The following is a 17,205-nucleotide window of genomic DNA, read 5'->3' as shown; positions in this document are numbered from 1 at the left end:
AGCCCTTTGGCGACCATCCACGAGCCGAGCCGTGCCGCCGCGCGGACATGGTTACGCTGCGTGGTCGAGGCGTAACCCTGCTCGACAAGCCAATCGATCAGATCCACCATCACGGCTGCAAGAGGACCGGCAGGCCGACGCGGCCAGATCCTCGCATGCCAACCACCCGCCGGAGGGCCAGCAGAACAACCCTCAAGCTGAATCGGAGAACCCATGACCCACCCCTCCCGTCCGGAAAAGGGCAGGCTCTCACGCCGCGATTATGCCGACAACCCCCCGACCCAACCAGTTCCGACAAGGGCAGACGTGGTCACGGTCGGCATAATCCACACGTCGGCATAAGCCCTGTACGCCCTTCACCCTCAACAGGTCTGGGCCCCGGAGCCAGAGCGGTAACAAACGATGAGTCTCGTCCAATACCCTACGTGAACCCCTACGCGGCTATTCGGAGCGGATCATGACAGACCCATCAGGCAGCCATCCTGGCGTCGGACAAGACCGGGATGTCTCGCGTCAAGCCGATCTGCCCAAGGGCGCGAAGCGCCCCTCTGACGAGGTATTCGCCGTCTTCTATCGCGACACCTACGCTGCGGCTGTCAAGTTCGTACTTGGCCGCACTGCGGGTTGCGACGCTGAGGCGCTGGCCGCGGAGGCCTACATCCTCATGTGGCATCGCTTCCTGGAGAAGGGCGAACTGGACAAGGGATGGCTCTACGGCGTTCTCCGCAACAAGATCGGAGACCACTACCGCAGCCAGAGGGTTCGCGACACAGTGCACAAGGAACTCGCCTACCGAGCTTCACCCTCCACACTTGACCACGCTCTGGCGACAGAGCAACAGCTCGATATCGAACGCGCCCTTCAGCTACTCAAGCCCGAGCAGGCAGAGGTCCTCCTCCTTGCCTACTGGAGTGATCTCACCACTGCTGAAGGAGCCCGGGCGCTCAACCTCAACCCCGTCACCTACCGGGTGAGACTCACCAGGGCGAAGGCGGAATTCCGCCGAGCTCTCCAACTCTCCAGCCGCTACGGCCCTGAAAGGGGGCTACAACCGTGAAGAACACCGAACTCCTGATCAAGCTCGCTGCCCCCAACGTCGAGTATGGCCCGCGTGCCGAGGCAGACCTCGCCCGCATCCTGTCCACCCCCGCCCCCACGCCGCCGAAGATGCAGAAGACGCATCGGAATCACGCTCCACTTACGCTCGCGGCATGTGCAGTTCTCGTAGCGCTCATCGGCATGATCGTCTTTCGCCCTGTAGCCGCCAGCGCAACTCCACCCCTAATGGAAGCCACGCCAATCGCCGGGTCAGCCCAAAATCACCTCATGAAGCTCGCCGAACTACGCCGCAAAGGCGCGTGGCCACGCACCGCGATCGAACTGCACGCGTGGAGCCTCGTCAGCGAAATCGACGCGGCCGGGAAGGTAGTTGCTTCCAACACAAGCCCCACCGTCTCCTCGACCACCTTCTCACCAGACGGTAGCGTCACCATCGAAACCGTCGTGGGACGACCCTTCCCAGGCCAAGAGGTCAAGGATCTGCCAATTCCTGGGACGCCGCTGTCTTCTGAGCATTTGAGCGCCGAGAAATCCGTTGCGGCCTCCGCGAGCGGTGTCCTGCCTGAGGACGCCGATCAACTGGCCCAGTGGCTTGAGACCGCTTTCTCGGTCGATCCCGCCAACACCGAGGAATCGACACTCAGCCTGCTGAGCGTCCTCGTCAACACCACCGTGACACCAGCTCAAGAAGCCACAGTGCTCGAGTACCTCGCATCCCGGCCTGACGTCACCCTCATCGGTCAAGTGACCGATCGCCTGGGCCGATCAGCCCTCTCCTTCAGGATCGGCTCTGACGTCGACAACTACCAACAGAACCTCATCATCGCGACCGATACCGGTCAGATCATTGCAACCGAGACCATCTACACCGGCAATGACCGACACGACATCACCGCGCCAGCAGTCACTTCCTACGAAGCATGGGAAAGAAAGTAGAAACACAATGATCAAGAAACTCCGAGCAGCCATCCTCATCCTCATCATTGCGCTCATCACGGTGATCGGCTGGTGGCTCTGGGTCTCTCCCAAAGGCGAGTTCTCGTGTGACAGTCGCAACGGCGGAGCTCCGACACCCGAATCAGCCGCTACCAGCTTCATAAAGAGCCTAGCGGCCAGGGATGCTGAAGCGGCGTGTCGGACAATTACGAACAAGATCGGGGTGGACGAGCTGCAAATGCAGTTGGATTGGATATGGCAGAGGCTGGGTCAACCAACAGACCCCTCAGAAATCGATGTCACAATTGGCCTCCAATCAGGAAACACATTTCCATTGACGCTGGAAGGTCCAAGTGGCACCGTCGACTTGAACATCATGTCCTTTCTTGATTGGTACCGCGTCACCCTGCAGTAATGACCTGACAGACTTCGAACAGAGCAACCGAATGGGGGTGAGGCCGAGGACTACTCGTCTCACCCCCAAAGCTGTGGAGCCACTCCAAGGAGAAGCCGGAGATCTAGGTTGTGCTGGACACCAGGGCATCCGCGATTGGCGGGAGGAACTCCATCCCCGTCAGTGCTCCCACAGGATCCGCGATGTGGCCGTTGCGGCAGCGGTCCCAGGCGGCGAGCCGTGCTCGTAGTGGGGTCCAGACGTAGCTGTACCAGCTCCACATCGCATCCGAAACCGTTTTCTGGTGTCGCGCGACTGCCACGTTCCACGCCGCTCGCGCCGCGTCGAGCTCCAACACCAGTTGCTCGTGCGCTGGCCAGCACACCGGCATCTCCGCGAGGCTGTGGGCGGCGCTCATCTCGTCGACCCATGCCACTAGGTCGAGCCAATCCTGGCGGGTGCGCGGCATCCTCGTCCACGGGCGAAGGGCCACCTCGACAGCGGCTGACTCTTCCTCATCGATGTCCTCAACCAGATGCTCGATGATCAAGCTCATTGCTGTCTGGTTACTGGCCAGGGCGTCGACGTCGCCAGCGATTTCCTCTACCCGCCGCCAGACTTCGGTGATCATGGTGTCTCGTTCGACCAGGCTCTCGCGGACTTCTTCAAGCCGGTCCTCATCGGTGGCCGGCGCATCGTGGGTGCTCATGGCTTCATATCCTCGCATTCTGCGTCTGGTGGCGGTACGGGGTGGTCTCAGGAAGTGGGGCCAGCTTCTTCGACTTGAACGGCGGGAGACCTCGGATCAGGACGATCGCCTCGTCGCCGGGGAGCCGGCCGACCTCGTCGGGGGTGAGGAGCTCACGGCCTTGCGACTTGCGGGATCGGGAGTCCGACCCGTGCCGGCCCTTGGTGCGAGACGAGTCCGTGACCATGATGGTCTGCTTGCCCAACGCTTTGGAGATGTACTCCTTGGTGTCAGCATCCGCTGAGCCGAGGAACAGCACCGTGTCGCAGTTACCGAGGATCGCTTTCCAGCCGTCACGGTAGAGCGCCTGGCCCTGACCGAGCGCCTGGATCACGGCTTGGAACGAGATCCCACGTGAGCGCAGCGTGGCGGCGAGGATGTCGAAATCGGGAATCTTGCCGATGTTGGCGAACTCGTCGAGGAAGCACATCACCGGCACGGGCAGCCGGCGGCTGTACTGCCGGTCGGCCAGCCACACCCCGCGTTGGAAGAACGTGGTCAGCATCAACGCCGACAGCCACGCGAACTGCTTGTTCGTGTCTGGCAGCACCATGAACAACGCGGTCGGTTCGAACCCGACCAGGTCCAGCTGCATCGTGTCAGCGGTGACCAGACGCCTCACCGACGGGATATGGAGGGGTGCCAGCCGCATACCCATGGTCACGATGATCGACGCGGCGGTTTTCTGCGCGGCCCGCTGATAAACCTTGTAGTTGGCGATCGCGAACGCCAGCAGCTCGTGGTGCAGCATCGACGGGTTATCGGCCAGCATCCGTGCGGCGCCCTCGAAGATCGCATCCACCTCACTGGTGTAGGCGACGTCATCACTGGCGCGCATCTGGAGCAGCAGATCCATCACCGACCCGAGGTGCTGATCCCCTGCCGGGTAGGTCGCGGCCACGAAGCCGATCAGGGCGTTGAGCAGCCCGGCTTCGGCCCTCTCCCAGAACGGGTCTCCCCCGCCGGCCATCTGTTGGCGGGGCACGTCGGTGTTGGCGATGATGTTGATCGCCATCAGGTTGACGTCTTCTGGTTCGTGCCCGGGCCTCAGATACGCAAGAGGGTTGAACCGGTCGGACTCTGCGAAGTTGACCAGATTCAGCACCCGAATCTGATAGCCGGCCTCCTTCAGGGCGGTGCCGGAGGCTGCGAGCAGTTCGCCCTTGGGGTCGGTGGCCAGATACGACGAGTGGGGGCGCGCCATGTTCGGCAGGATGAAGTTGCGCGACTTGCCGGTGCCGGCGGCGCCGATCACCATGACGTTGAGGTTGCGCTGATGCTGGATCTTGGCTGGCCGGTCGATGGTCAACCGTTCGGTGCGGGTCAGCAGCAGGTTCCGGCCGGCGTCGGGGTTGATGAACGGCCCAATATCGCGTGGTCTGCCCCAGCGGGCAGAGCCGTGTTCCTCGCCGCGGCGTTCCCTACCCCGCTCAGCGACGTAGTACAGCCACCCCAGCCCGGCGCACCCGACCAGGGCAAGACCTGCGAGGAGGTCATGGACGTGGGTGGAGATGGCCAGCCGAACGGTACGGAGGCCGTCGTCGGCGTGGTCGAACGCGCCTGCCCAGCCGCCGGTCTCGTAGCCGAGGCGGGCATCGTGCCAGACGGTGTTGCCGATCCAGAACAGGATCACGGCGATGATGAGCCCGAAGAACACTGCGGCGCGGCGCTTCACGACGTCCTCCGGTTCACCAGGTGAACGAGATACCGCCCGTGACCACTCCCCGCACTAGCGCCACTACCAACGCTAGGACGATGGTGCCCAGCGCGAGGGCAACGAACAGCCCCAGGGCGCGGAACACCCAGCGGATCAGGATGAGCCCCACCGGCCCGACGACACACATCGCGGCCACGACGGCGACAATCTTCAGGTTGATCTCCATGCCGGCTCCTTTCGTCACCAGGTGACGCTACCGGGCAGGTGTGACACTTTCTCATCCCAAACCTCTGGCTTGCAGGAACGCGACGGGATCGACGAACCCGCCGCCCACTTTCACTTCGAAGTGGAGGTGGCAGGCGGTGGAGTAGCCGGAGCTGCCCATGGCGGCGATGCGCTGCCCGGCCACGACGGTATCGCCGGCACGGACATAGATCTCGCTCTTGTAGGAGTGGGCGTAGCGGGTGACGATACCGGCGCCATGGTCGATGGTGATGAGGTTGCCGTAGGCGCGGTTGGGGGACACCGAGGAGACCGTCCCGGACGCGGCCGCGTTGATGGGCACCCCACAGCCGCCGCCGTAGTCGGCGCCGGTGTGGAGCTTGTACACCCCGGTGATCGGATGGGTCCGCATCCCGTACGGGGATGTGACCCTCGTCGACGGGGTCGGGTTGGCCCAGCCCCCGATCGATTCTGCTGCCGCCTTGTTGACCGCTGGCGCGCCGTCGGCGCCGGTGCCACACGCCTCCGCCATGAGGGTCTCCAAGCCGCCGGTGCCGGGGTCGGGGTTGAAGGAGATGTGAACGTGATCGAGGTGGTTGGCCGAATCGGAGCGACGGTCCTCCATCTGCCGCCACCCTTCACCGGCGCGTTCGACCGACCAGATCTTCTGCCACCAGATGATGTACTTGATTCCCAGCTCGGCCGCGTGCTCTTGAGCGTAGGCGGCCACCGCATCGCCCTTCGCGCGGTCGGTCATCAGGTCAACAGCCAACCCGGCCGGATGGCCTTCAACGTCGTAGGTGTTGCCTGGACGCCAGCCGCCGATCACCTCAACCCCGTGGAGGGTGCCCAACAGCACCGTAGCCTGCTCGACGTGCGGCTGGACCGGGCCCAGCTCGTAGGGAGACGAGATGCACACCGCCGAGAGGGTTTCTGAACGGTGCTGCTCATGGCCGGCGCCGGTGATGAACCCCGGCAGGATCGCCACCAGCAGAGCGACCACGGCGATGATGCCAACCACGACGGGCAGCACTGTGGAGCCGGAGACGGCGGCGACGATCGCGCTCGCGGCAGCCTTGACCATTACCGCAGCTGCGCGGGCTCCACTGACAGCCGCAGCTTTCGCCCGCTGGGCTGCGGCCGTGCCGCGCTTCCAGCCTGCCGCTCCCGCTTTGCGGAGAGTGTTGGTGCCCCGTGTGGCGGCGCGGCCAGTGAGGCGTGCTCCTCGAGTGGCGACCTGCCCGGTCAGCCGGCCAGCCGCTGCGGCGCCGGTGGCGCCGAGCCGTGCGGCGTGGATGGTGCCGATCGCGGAGTAGCGGACGGCGCCGACCGTGGCGTGCCCGACAAGCGAGGAGGTCTTGATCCCGGCTTTGCCGCCGAACACAAGCGTCTTGGCTCCGACCTTGACGGTCAGGGCGGTGCCGTGGCGGTTGGCCCACCTCGCCGCGGACACGGCGGCGTCGTCGATGTCGAGCCGCCCACCGTCACGAAGTGCGTTCTTCAGCTCCGAGCCGGTGGCTTGGACTGCGCCGACCCCTGCCCGGTTCGCGGTCCGGCCGATCGACGTCTTGGGCGGGTTCCCGGCCAGCTTGTAGCTGACCTTCTGCAACGCGATCTCTTTGCTGCGAGACACCACAGCCGAGTTGGTTTGCTGGTCAGGGTCCAGATCACCAGCGGCAGCAACCTTGCGTTCAGTGGCGCGGGCGGTCGCGGCCAGGGAGTGGACCTCGCCTCGGGTACGGCTGATCACCCGCGCCGAGCGGGTCAGCGCGGTCCCCCGCTGATGGCCGGTGAGCCGGCCCGCACCCCTGGTCCTGTACATCCCAACCCTTTGGAGTGCGTCTAGCTGCGGTCGTCGAACGTCGTGTCGAGCAGGGTGAGCAGCGGCCCGCGCGGGGACTGTTCCTTACGCGCGTTGAACGGCAGCGTGGTCGCCCCGAAGCTGAGCAGGCCGTAGCCGGCTTCGACGGAGGTGAACGCCCTGATCTGGTCATCCGACAGCCCGAGCAGGACCGCCAGCTCGTCGGCGTCAGTCTTCTTCTGTCCAAGCAGGAACAGGCAATCACAGTTCGACAGCATCAACCGGGCCTCAGGCACCGCCAGGAGTTCCTCCACGTTCTGCGTGATGCCGGTGGGCAGCAGACCGTACTTGCGGGCCCGCTTGTAGATCGACAAGAACGTGGCCAGTGCGTGCGGGTTGGTGAACATCAGGTGGAACTCGTCGACGTAGAGCCAGGTGCGGATCCCTCGGCCGAAGTTGGACATGACCCGGTTCCACACCTGGTCGAGGACCACCATCATCCCGAAGGTCTTCATGTGGTCGCCCAGCTTGGCGATGTCGTAGTAGATGAACCGGTTGGACACATCCACGTTGGTCTGCTGCGCGAACCCGGAGAACGTGCCGGTGGCATACATCTCCAGCGCCGTGGCGATCGCCGCAGCTTCCGGTTCGGCCTGGAGCAGCAGCTCCCCATGCAGCGACCGCAGGGTGGGCACGGGCTGGTTCTGGTCGTCGAGGTAACGGTGATACAAAGTGGTGATCGACCGGTCGAGGATCGACTCCTGCGCGGCCGACAAACCCCTGCCGCCACCCAGCAGGACACGCAGCATCGACAGCAGCGATTCTGCCTTCAACCTGACGGGGTCACCCTCACGGGTGTTGAGCACGATGTCGAACGGGTTGATCACCTGCGACGAGCCGGCATGGACGTCGACGACGGTCGCATCGAACGCATCCGCCAGCGGACGGTACTCGTGTTCGGGGTCGATGATGATGACCTCATCGTTGGGGCGACCGATGAGCACTTCTGCGATCTCCCACTTCGAGAAGTGGGACTTGCCCGACCCGGAGGTTCCCAGCACGAACGCGTTGCCGTTACGTGTCCGTCGACGGTCAGCAATGATCGGGTTCCCCGTGGCCGCGTTGGTGCCATAGAACAGGCCCTGATCGTCGAGGATCTCCTGCGACGTGAACGGCACCATCACCGCCACCGCCGCCGACGTGAGCGTGCGATGCACCGGCAGGAACGACTCCCCCAGCGGCAGCGCGGTGTTGAATCCCTGCTCCTGGAAGAACTTCATCACCGCCAGATCACACGACTCGGTCTTCGCCGCTTGGCGCACCTTCGTCACCCGATCCTTCAGCTCCTCAGCCGACGACGCCTGGACCATCACCACCAACGTGGTGGTGTAGAGACGCTGATCGTTGTCGTCGAGGTCGTGCATGAGGTCCTTGACCTCAGCCAACGACCGCTTCAACGACTCCGGCAGATCCTCCTCCGGGTCCATGTTCGCCTTGACCAGCTTGCGGCGCCGGTCCGTGCGTTCCATGTCGAGCTCCGCCTTGCGGCGCATCACCAGATCACGCGACTCTGACCGATCGATCGGGGAAATGTGGAAGGAGATGACCAGATCGGTCTGCACCTCCGACAACCGCCGAAACAGCTGGTCGCTCATCCACGACGGGTAGTCGCGCAGCACCAACGTCTGGCACCAGATGTCTCCCTCGTCGCCGGCCAGAACCAGCTCGCTGCGGGTGGGGAACTCCACCGCCTGCGGGGCCAGCTCGTCGCGGGTGGTTGCTCCCGAGCGGGCCATGCCGGCGTAGTCGAACCCGGCCGCGTAGCAGCCACGGGTCAGCTCGCGCAGCAACTCGATCCGGCCCGGTCCATCGACGCGGTGGGCGCGGCACTCCAGCAGCGTCCACATCTGGTTGGTGACCTGCTCCACCAGAGGGTTGAGCACGGCCAGGGCCTCGTCGAGCGACTCGCCAGACACCGTCAACGTCAGGTACTTCTCTGCCACGATCGAGTAGCGCGACTCACCGATCATGGACCGCACTAGCTTGTTGTGGTCCGAGCGGTACACGCTGACCGCGTCACCGTGCAGCGGTTCGGGGAACAGCACCTTGCCCAACAGGGTGTCGCGCTCCAGCCGGCGGTTGACGATGGTGACCTGCAACTGCTGGCCCATCGAGAACAGGTTGAAGAACCTCGCGTAGCGCTCCAGCAGCTCGCGCTGCCGATCGTCAGTGGCCAACTGGTAGTTGATGTCAGACAGGCGCAGCATCACCGAGTATTTCCCACCGCCGAGCACGCACACACCTGATTCGGTGATCGCGTCGTACCACAGCACGCTCTGGGCCTTCTTCGCCTCCGCAGCCCGTGCCTTGGCCTTCTTCTTCGCCGCAGCCTTGGACGACTTCGGCGTCGCGGCAGGCGTGCCTGCCGGGTTAGTGGCCGGCTTCTTCGACTTGCTCTTGTTTCCGAGGAACACGAGGCCTCTTCCCTTCAAACGACTCTCTTTGGTGCGCCTGCCACAGCGCGTCATTGGCATACAGGCGCTTGGTGGGGCGGGCCAGGAACCGCCGCACATGCCCGGCGTACTTCTCGAACCGCATCCCGAACGGTTTGACCCAGCCCCACGCGGCGAACGGCACCGCGATCGGGATCACGATCCACGACACGATGCTGAAGTCCGTGGTCCCAGCCAGGAACAGAGCCACCACCAACCCGATCGTGACGGCACCGACGACCACGACCGCCAACAACTGGCGCCACGTGAACCCGGCCATCACCTTCGGCTCGATCGAGGTCAGCTCCTCGTAGACCCTCATCTCCAACGCCACAGCAATCCACCCGGCTCACTTGATGTCGAACGAGGAACCGAACACGTCGATCAGCAGTGCGCCGGACTCCTGGACCAGCAAGGTGGCCTCATGGTCAGTGGGGCCCTCCCCCGTGGTGGTGAGCGTCAACGTGAACGGCACGTGGCACCGATCGGGGCCATACACATAGACCATCTGACGTCCCTCGTGCAGTTCGATTCGCCGGTTGGCGATCGACTCATCCAACGTCGCTTCCCACCCGGTCACGGTGCCGGCGTGGTCGATCAGCCACTGATCGCCCTGCGAGATCTCCATCTGCCCGATCATTTCAGCGGTGCCGACCAAGTCCAGCGACGCTGACTGGTTACGCCCCAGCGTCAGCTCGAACTCGTTGAACTCCTTGACCCCGTCGGTCATCGCGCTCAGGGTGGCTCCGTCGAGCAGCCCGGTTCCGCGTTGCGCGCAGCCCCAGAACACGTCCTGGTTCTCGGCGTCGGTGTCGCGGGCGATCCGCAGCACGTTGTCGATCTCGTCGATGTTGACCGAGCGTTCGATCGTCTTCAGAGAGTCGTGGTAGTCCTCCGCGAACCGCAACTGCTCCATCTCAACGAGCGCGTCTTGGCGGACCTCGTTGAGGTCCCGTGCCGGAGCACCACACCCCGACACTAACCCCACTATGACCACTGCCCCCGCTAGCGTCGCTAGGGTGGTGTGGCGGGTTCTAGTTGCCCAGTAGCTCACTGGCGATCCTTCCTGATCCGAGGACGACCATGCCCAGCACGACGCCCATCATGATGAAGCTGCCGCTGATCGACAGTGCAGCGGTGACGGCGTTGCCGTCGAGGTTGGCAAACGCGCTACCGGCCCAGGTGCTGGTCACGGTTTGATAGATCGCGAACGCCAACACCAGCACCAGGGCTTGGAGGACGATCGCGGCATAGTTACGCAGGAACCCCACGCCGAAGGTGCGGGTCTCCTGGGTGGCGAACATCGCGATCGGTGCCGGTGCGAACGCGGCGAAGATGTACAGCTTGACGAACCGGACCACCACCAGCGCCAGGGCTGCGATCATCGCGCCCTTGTTCACCAGCCACGCCAGCAGCATGAAGATGATCAACACCGTCTGCCCGAGCCAGTCCATGTCGTCCACCGACGTGAGGAACCCGTTGAGCTGGTCGCTGCCCACACCGGTGGTCACCGCAGTGATCGTGTTGGCTTGGCTGGCCATCTCGGCAAACAGGGCGTAGATGCCCTGCATCACCACATGGGTGGACTCGAAGATCAGTTTGAGCATGACGAACTTCACCAGGGTGAAGAACGCCGTCTTGGCGAACGTTTCCCCGTCGCCGTCGGTGCGCATCCCGATCCGCACGAGCTCCAGCATGAACAGCACCACCAGGATCAGCGTCGCGGCCGGCATCACGATCGTGTCGGAGATCGTCACCATCAGCGCCGCCGTCGACGCGGAGTACTCCTCCGGTGACTGGAGCACGTCAGTCAGGTTGAGGCCGAACATCGACCCCAACCCTCCCGACATATCGCGCAGGATCGGCTCCAGCACGTCACGCGCGAACGACACCTCAGCCCCTCAGCTCAGCCGCCGAGCGTGCCCAGGTACACGCCGCCGGCCAGGACAAGCCCGCCGCCGACGATCTGGAGGATGCCGCCACGCATACCGGAGCCTTCCTGCTCCTTGATCGCGAAGCCGAGGCTGATCACACCCCACGCCAGCCACAAGCCGCCGGCCACCGACACGAAGGTCGACAGCAGCGTGATGATGCTCTTGAGTTGGTCCATTTCGGGTTCTCCTTTAGGTGAGAGGTTTCGTGTAGAGAGAAGCTTCAACAATGAGGTTGCGCGACCACACGCGCCGCCCGTCGCGGGTGATCCCTTCACCGGCGCAGGTCACCAGCACCAGACCCCGATCGCCGGTGGACGATCCCCACACCGACTCCGGCAGCGCATCGGAGGCCACCTCGTAACGGTCGGTGACCAGGAAGTGCTGGACGGTGTCGCCGTCGACGACCGTGATCAGGTTGCCGGGGGTGATGTGGCGAAGATCGATCAGCACACCAGGGCGCTGGCCGACCCACACATGCCCAGCCAGCATCGTCACCCCGACGGTGGCGGACAGGTCAGCCGACTCGCGCCATGCGCCGATCGCATGGTCCGGGGGAATCCAATCTCCACTGCTCCCGCGACGCAGATCAGCTCCGATCGGGGCATCCACCCCGAGAGCAGGGATCTGCACCCTACGAGACCCGCGTGCAGCCGCCGGCCCGCCGCTGGGTGAGGATGCTGTGGGGACGGCGGTGGGGCCGGTCAGGGCCGGTGTGGGGTTGTGGAGGGGTTCAGCGGCGGGGGCTTGCACCGTGCCGTCGACGACGGCTAGGCCCTCGGGTGCCACAGGTTCAGGGGTGGGGGCGGTGGTGAACGCCGCGACCGTGGCCGTGACGCTCACCACCAGCAGCAACCCGACCAGCCACCAGGCCAGCCGAGTCGCCCAGGGACGCCGGGCAGCACCGGCCTGGCTCGAGTCCAGGCTGGTGTTGGGGGGCACACGGTGCTGCCCGACGTGCTTCATTGGTTACGCACCCGTCTTTCGGGTGCGCAGGGTGCGGGCACCCACGCCCGCGGCGCCGAGCAGAGCCACCGCGCCGACCGCGATCAGCGGCCACGCGGGGCCACCGCCAGCAGTACCCAGCTCGGGCACGTCACCGGTGCTGATCCCACCGCCCGACGTGCGGGCGATGGTCACCGTCTGCTCGACGTCCTTGAGGTCCGCGTGCGCGGTGATCTCAACATCGCCGTGGAACAGGGTCTCGAACACGACCAGGGTCTTGTTCGCGTAGCCGCCCGGGACGGTGAACAGCACGTCGACCACGCCGTCGGCGGTCTCAGCGGTGAAGCTGGCCTCACCGAGGATGCCGGTGCCTTCGCCGGTGGCCTTGTCCATCAGCTCACCGCGCACCGTGTAGGTCTCCCCCGGCTGGAGACCGGTGTAGGTGACCTTGTCGACGATGGTGCCGCCAGCAGCCAGGAGCTGCTTGTCGCCGTCGGCCTGATCGGTCGCAGACGTGCGCAGATCGGGCCAGTACACAGTCTGGGCCACGTCGTTGATGTCGGCATGGACCGCCACCGTGTTACCCTCCAAGCTGACGGTTTCGAACGCCACCAGGACCTTGCCCTGATGATCGGCCACGACGGTGAACTCCAGCTCGACCTCCCCATCGGGGGTGGTCGGGGTGAACGTCGTCGACGCCTTCGACGCCAGCAGCAATGGCTCACCGCTGGCCTTGTCCATCAACTCACCCTCGATCAGATAGGTCTTGCCGGGGATGAGGCCCTGATAGGCCACCACGTCAACGACCTGCTTGTCGCCGGCATTGTTCAGGAACGAATCGCCGTCAGCCTTGTCGGTGGCGGTGGTGCCGATCTTCGTCCACCAGATCGTCTGCTGCTCATCGTCGATGTCGGCGTGGATCGCGATCTCACGACCCTCATGGAACAAGGTTTCGAACACCACGATCGTCTTGTACATGTGCGCCACGCTCACGACGAATTCCAGCTCGACCTGGCCCGACGGTTCGGTCGGCGTGAAGGTGGTCGTCGCCGTGATCTCCGGCGACAGGGGCTCACCGGTTGCCTTGTCCATGAGGATGCCCTCAACGGTGTATTCCTTGCCGGGGACGAGACCGACGTAGGGCACCACGTCGACGATGACCTGCTCGGTCGCGCCGTGGAGGTGCTGATCGCCGTCCGCCTTGTCGTGGGCCTTGGTCTCGATCTCCGGCTGCGTGACCAACGTGGTCTGGGTCACATGCCCAGGGGCATGGATGGCGGTGATGGCATCCTCACCGGCCTGAGCGGTCAGCTCGTAGCCGTAGGTGAGGCATCCCAGTTCCTTGACGGTGTGCTCGCCGAGCCCGGTCAGGGACCAGGTCCCGTCGGCCGGCACATCACCAGCAGCAAGCTGCTCAGTGAATGAATCAGCCACAGCAGCATCGGCCCAGTCGACAGCCTCACACGAGCCCTCGACCGCAGGGGCGGCGTAGAGGGTGCCGGTCAGGGTGTAGTCGATCGGGGTGTCACCGATCGAGGACTTCACACCAGTGACGGTGACGTCATCGGTGATGGTGTGACCCACCAGCGCCAGCTGCGCCGACACCTGCGAGGCCACCTCCATATCGAGCCACAGGCTGGTTTCCGAGGTGACGGCATCGGGCCACTGCGACTCCTCATTATTCACATCAGCAGCAATCTGCTCAGCCCACACGTAGTAGCCGGCCTCGGAGACCGTCTGCGCAGTGGAGACGACAGTGGCGTTGCCCTCATCGTCGAACGAGCCTTCGAAGGTCGAGATCCCGACGACGGGGTCGGTGTCCGGGTTCAGCGGCTGGCCCACCGGATCGACCTCGAACGGGCCGAACAGCGTCGAGGTGCCGCTGAATGCGGCGCCGGGCTTGCCGTTGGTGGCGTCGATCGTGTCGGTCAGCTCCCCGGGCCCGTCGATGAGGGTGTCGGAGGTTTGCGTGGTCGCCTCCGGCTGATAGCGCAGCACCTGGCCGGTTTCGGAGGTCACGCCGTAGTTGTGGACGAACGTCTCGTGTGAGGTGTCGCCGCGGAGCGTGCCGGTGTAGGAGTACCAGCCGGCAGCTGCCGGGATGTAGTCGGCGGTGGTGCCGGTGCCGTTGCCCTGCGCGTCGAGGGTGATCGAGATCTCACCCGACCATGCCACCGCAGCACCCTCAGGTGCGGTCGCGGCCTCGACGGGCTGCTCGGCCACTGGCCCGTACAAGGTGGCGTCGACGATCACGGTCGAGCCGGGACGGCCACCGGTAACGGTGATCTCGTCACGGATCGGGTCCCCGACCCGGATCCCTGCCACGGCCGAGGTGACCGTGGAGATCTCCGGGGTGCGCTTGCGCAGGTGCCCCGTCTCCGACGCGACGCCGTAATTGTGGCTGAACGCCTCATGCGACTCGTCGGCGCGCACCGTGCCGGTGTAGGAGTACCAGCCGGTCTCCTCGACCGTGTACGGCGTGGACGTGACGGTGGCATTGCCTTGGGCGTCCAGCTTCACCGACAGCGTCTCTCGGGTCGCTTCTGGGGTGCCGGCCGGTGCGGTCGCGGCCTCGACCGGCTCATCCGCGACCGGGCCGTAGAGCACCACATCGACCTGCACCGTCGCACCGGGACGTCCCCCAGTGATCTTCAGCTCATCGGTAACCTGGTCTCCGACCTTCAGCTCACCGTTGGCGGCCGATGACACGGTGGTCATGGTCGGCGTGAACACCGACATGAAGCCGGTCTCCGCCGGGACACCGAACTCGTGGTTGAACGCCGCATTGTTCGCGTCGCCAGCCCAGTTGACATCCCACGTGTACCAACCCGGCTTCGTCGGCGTGAACCCTGCCGACGTCGCCTGACCGTCGCCGCGCGCGTCGAGGCGGATCGTCACATCGGTGCGGAACGCGACCGGCGCGCCGGACGGGGCATCTTGCCGCTGTGTCGGCTTGGAGTCGAACGGGCCATACAGCACCGCCGGGACGACCATCGACGTGTTCGGCTTGCCCCGTGTGACGCGGATCAAGTCAGTAATCGGCTCGCCGATCTTGATGCCCGCTACAGCCGAGGACACCGTCTCGATCACCGGCGTCTCTTGGAAGGCTTCGATGGTTGCGGTGGCGCTCAGCGGGTCGTTGGTGGGGATGCCGCGTCCGATCATCCGCTGGAAGCCGGCCTCTGCGTAGAGCGTCATGGTGGTGCCGGGGAGTCCGGCGACCGAGGCGGTCGCGGTGACCGGCTTGGTCCGGTCTGTAGTGCGGTATGTGAAGGCGGTGTTAGCGTCGACGATCTTCGAGGTCTGCCCGTCGGTGAACGTTGCGTTGCCGAAGGTGAGGCGGACCTGCGGGTTGGTCTCGAACCGGGGCCCGTCGGCCGGGGTGAGGAACTTCAGCGGCTGCTTGCTGAGCGTTGAGCGGACCACTGGGGTGGCGCCGGTCTCGGTGAGGTTCATCACCAGCTCGTAGGGGCCGGCGTACTTGTTGGCCTGGGCATCCATCGCGGTGATGTAGTTCTGCATGGCAGCCCAGTCGGTCGGCTCGTTCGCGGCGACCTGGCGGGCGGCTTCTTCCCCGCCGCTGGAGGGGTACTGGCGCTTGACCCAGTAGGCCAGCGCTGCGGCCTGGTAGGGGTCCTTGGTGAGGCTGTAGGTGTGCATCATCCAGGCGACCTTGGGGTTGGAGACCTGGGTGGTGTTGGTGGAGATCACCGACGGCACGCGTTCCAGTGGGTCGATGCAGATCCAGCGGCCAGCGCCGCCGGGCATCAGGTAGGTGGAGAAGGTGGTCAGGCTCCTGGTGGACCAGGCGCCTTCCCCGACACCGGTCATCGACTGGTAGCCGCCGGCAGGGCCGGAGCCCTCCACCGCCGTCCAGGCGTTGGCTCGGGTCGCGGTCAGCGACACGAGCAGCACGAGCGCAGCAACCAGTGTTGCTACGACTTTACGAAGTCTCATTGTTCTCGACTTCCCCTTTCCATGGGTTTGGGTTGAGGTCGGCCCCCGAGACTTCGGAGACCGCGAACTAGTTGCCCGGATACAACGACCAGTCGTGCTCCGCCTTGATCACCGCGACACACCACTCGGCGTCACACGCGTACGCCCCGCCGAATCCGACGTTGAGAGCGCTTGTCATCAAGCTGTAGTGGCCCGGGGACTTCATCCAGCCGTCGACAAGCACACTGACCGGGCGACCGATGGTCGTGCCAGCGAGGTTCTCGCCGTACACTCCGTCGCCTGCCACGCAGCCCGGCAGGGAGTGGTCGAGCGAGCCGTGGGCGAGGTTCGACTGGGCGCACTTGAGGGCTTCGGCGTTGAGCGTGGGGTCGTAGGCGACTGCCTTACCGTCGTTGCCGTAGCCGACCTTCACTCCGTCCTCGATGCGGGCCTTGTTGGTCCACTCGACCAGTGACTTCGCGAAGGTGTCCTGGTCGTCGATGCCGACGCGGGCGTCGTACGGGCCGACCGGCGTCGGGGTAGGCGTCGGGGTGGGGGTGGGCTTCGGCGTCGGGGTGACTGCCGAGGTGGGGGTGGTGAACTGGACGATGTTGTTGAGGACCCACTGGCGCTGCTTGACGAAGCTGGTGCCACGCGTGCTGCGCACCGCTGCGACGACGTCGACCATGCTGTAGGAGCGGCAGCCGTTACGGCCGGTGGCGGGGGTGTTGCATTCGGTGCGCCACAGCCGACCATCGGAGGCGGTCCACTGCCCCGTCCGGGCGAGCGGGTTGCCTGCCCAGAGGCGGGCATCCGAGGGGAGGTAGGTGAGGTTGTTGAACACCCATCCGGTGGTCTGCACGTAGCGGGCACCGGTACGGATCACGGTCGAGGCCTTGATCTCGGTACGGCACCGCTTGGTCTGGGAGTAGGGCTCGCAGGTGGTGCGCCATTCGCGCCCGTTGACGACGTGATAGCCGGGCTCGGTGTACACATCGGCGGCAGCCGACGGTGCCGTGGCGACCAGCGCGCCGGCGGCGAGGGTGAGGGCCGCAGTGAACGCGGCGAGGATACGACGAGACAT

The 17,205-nt window shown here is 65.0% G+C and carries 15 protein-coding genes; 3 read left to right on the top strand and 12 right to left on the bottom strand.

The genetic code is table 11. From position 1 onward, the window contains the following. The first annotated feature begins 457 nt into the window (after positions 1-457). From BUC15_RS12870 to BUC15_RS12860, 3 genes are all read left to right on the top strand, one after another. On the top strand, positions 458-1,057 hold the full coding sequence (locus BUC15_RS12870; protein ID WP_073188944.1) for an RNA polymerase sigma factor: 600 nt from the start codon (positions 458-460) through the stop codon (positions 1,055-1,057). Between the two features lie 110 nt (positions 1,058-1,167). Beyond that, complete coding sequence (locus tag BUC15_RS12865; protein WP_139280259.1) at positions 1,168-1,995, top strand: hypothetical protein; 828 nt, start codon at positions 1,168-1,170, stop codon at positions 1,993-1,995. Positions 1,996-2,002: 7 nt separating this feature from the next. Further along, positions 2,003-2,410 carry a hypothetical protein gene (locus BUC15_RS12860; RefSeq protein WP_073188940.1) on the top strand — a complete coding sequence of 136 codons (408 nt, stop codon included), beginning with the start codon at positions 2,003-2,005 and terminating at the stop codon, positions 2,408-2,410. A 103-nt stretch (positions 2,411-2,513) separates the two neighbouring features. Here the strand turns inward: BUC15_RS12860 and BUC15_RS12855 are convergent, their stop codons facing one another. The 12 genes from BUC15_RS12855 to BUC15_RS12800 all read right to left on the bottom strand — a co-directional run bounded on the left by BUC15_RS12855 (position 2,514) and on the right by BUC15_RS12800 (position 17,205). Continuing rightward, complete coding sequence (locus tag BUC15_RS12855) at positions 2,514-3,098, bottom strand: hypothetical protein (protein ID WP_073188938.1); 585 nt, start codon at positions 3,096-3,098, stop codon at positions 2,514-2,516. A gap of 4 nt (positions 3,099-3,102) precedes the next feature. Further along, positions 3,103-4,812, bottom strand: coding sequence for a VirD4-like conjugal transfer protein, CD1115 family (locus tag BUC15_RS12850; RefSeq protein WP_073188936.1), 1,710 nt, complete (start codon positions 4,810-4,812; stop codon positions 3,103-3,105). Between the two features lie 13 nt (positions 4,813-4,825). After that, complete coding sequence (locus tag BUC15_RS12845; RefSeq protein WP_073188933.1) at positions 4,826-5,020, bottom strand: hypothetical protein; 195 nt, start codon at positions 5,018-5,020, stop codon at positions 4,826-4,828. Between the two features lie 51 nt (positions 5,021-5,071). Next, entirely contained in the window at positions 5,072-6,838 is a 1,767-nt protein-coding gene (locus tag BUC15_RS12840) for a M23 family metallopeptidase (protein ID WP_073188931.1), read from the bottom strand. Positions 6,839-6,858: 20 nt separating this feature from the next. Beyond that, the gene (locus BUC15_RS12835; RefSeq protein ID WP_139280258.1) at positions 6,859-9,291 is read right to left on the bottom strand and encodes a VirB4-like conjugal transfer ATPase, CD1110 family; all 2,433 of its coding nucleotides are present in this window, start codon (positions 9,289-9,291) and stop codon (positions 6,859-6,861) included. Further along, positions 9,248-9,631, bottom strand: coding sequence for a PrgI family protein (locus tag BUC15_RS12830; protein ID WP_084189579.1), 384 nt, complete (start codon positions 9,629-9,631; stop codon positions 9,248-9,250). The genes BUC15_RS12835 and BUC15_RS12830 overlap by 44 nt, the downstream gene beginning before the upstream one ends. A 27-nt stretch (positions 9,632-9,658) precedes the next feature. Next, positions 9,659-10,288 (bottom strand): hypothetical protein, encoded by a 630-nt coding sequence (locus BUC15_RS12825; protein ID WP_139280257.1) that lies wholly within the window; start codon positions 10,286-10,288, stop codon positions 9,659-9,661. Between the two features lie 55 nt (positions 10,289-10,343). Next, complete coding sequence (locus BUC15_RS12820; protein ID WP_073188924.1) at positions 10,344-11,201, bottom strand: VirB6/TrbL-like conjugal transfer protein, CD1112 family; 858 nt, start codon at positions 11,199-11,201, stop codon at positions 10,344-10,346. A gap of 14 nt (positions 11,202-11,215) precedes the next feature. Beyond that, positions 11,216-11,419 carry a hypothetical protein gene (locus BUC15_RS12815; protein ID WP_073188921.1) on the bottom strand — a complete coding sequence of 68 codons (204 nt, stop codon included), beginning with the start codon at positions 11,417-11,419 and terminating at the stop codon, positions 11,216-11,218. Positions 11,420-11,432: 13 nt separating this feature from the next. Then, on the bottom strand, positions 11,433-12,206 hold the full coding sequence (locus tag BUC15_RS19105; protein WP_084189577.1) for a class F sortase: 774 nt from the start codon (positions 12,204-12,206) through the stop codon (positions 11,433-11,435). A gap of 3 nt (positions 12,207-12,209) precedes the next feature. Continuing rightward, a complete protein-coding gene (locus tag BUC15_RS12805) occupies positions 12,210-16,142 on the bottom strand; it encodes a VaFE repeat-containing surface-anchored protein (RefSeq protein WP_139280256.1) in 3,933 nt (1,310 codons plus the stop codon). Positions 16,143-16,209: 67 nt separating this feature from the next. Further along, complete coding sequence (locus BUC15_RS12800) at positions 16,210-17,205, bottom strand: CAP domain-containing protein (protein WP_073188917.1); 996 nt, start codon at positions 17,203-17,205, stop codon at positions 16,210-16,212.

The sequence above is a fragment of the Tessaracoccus bendigoensis DSM 12906 genome (assembly GCF_900141915.1).
In the GTDB taxonomy this organism is placed as follows: Bacteria; Actinomycetota; Actinomycetes; order Propionibacteriales; family Propionibacteriaceae; genus Arachnia; species Arachnia bendigoensis.
This window is presented reverse-complemented; position numbering and strand designations above follow the sequence as displayed.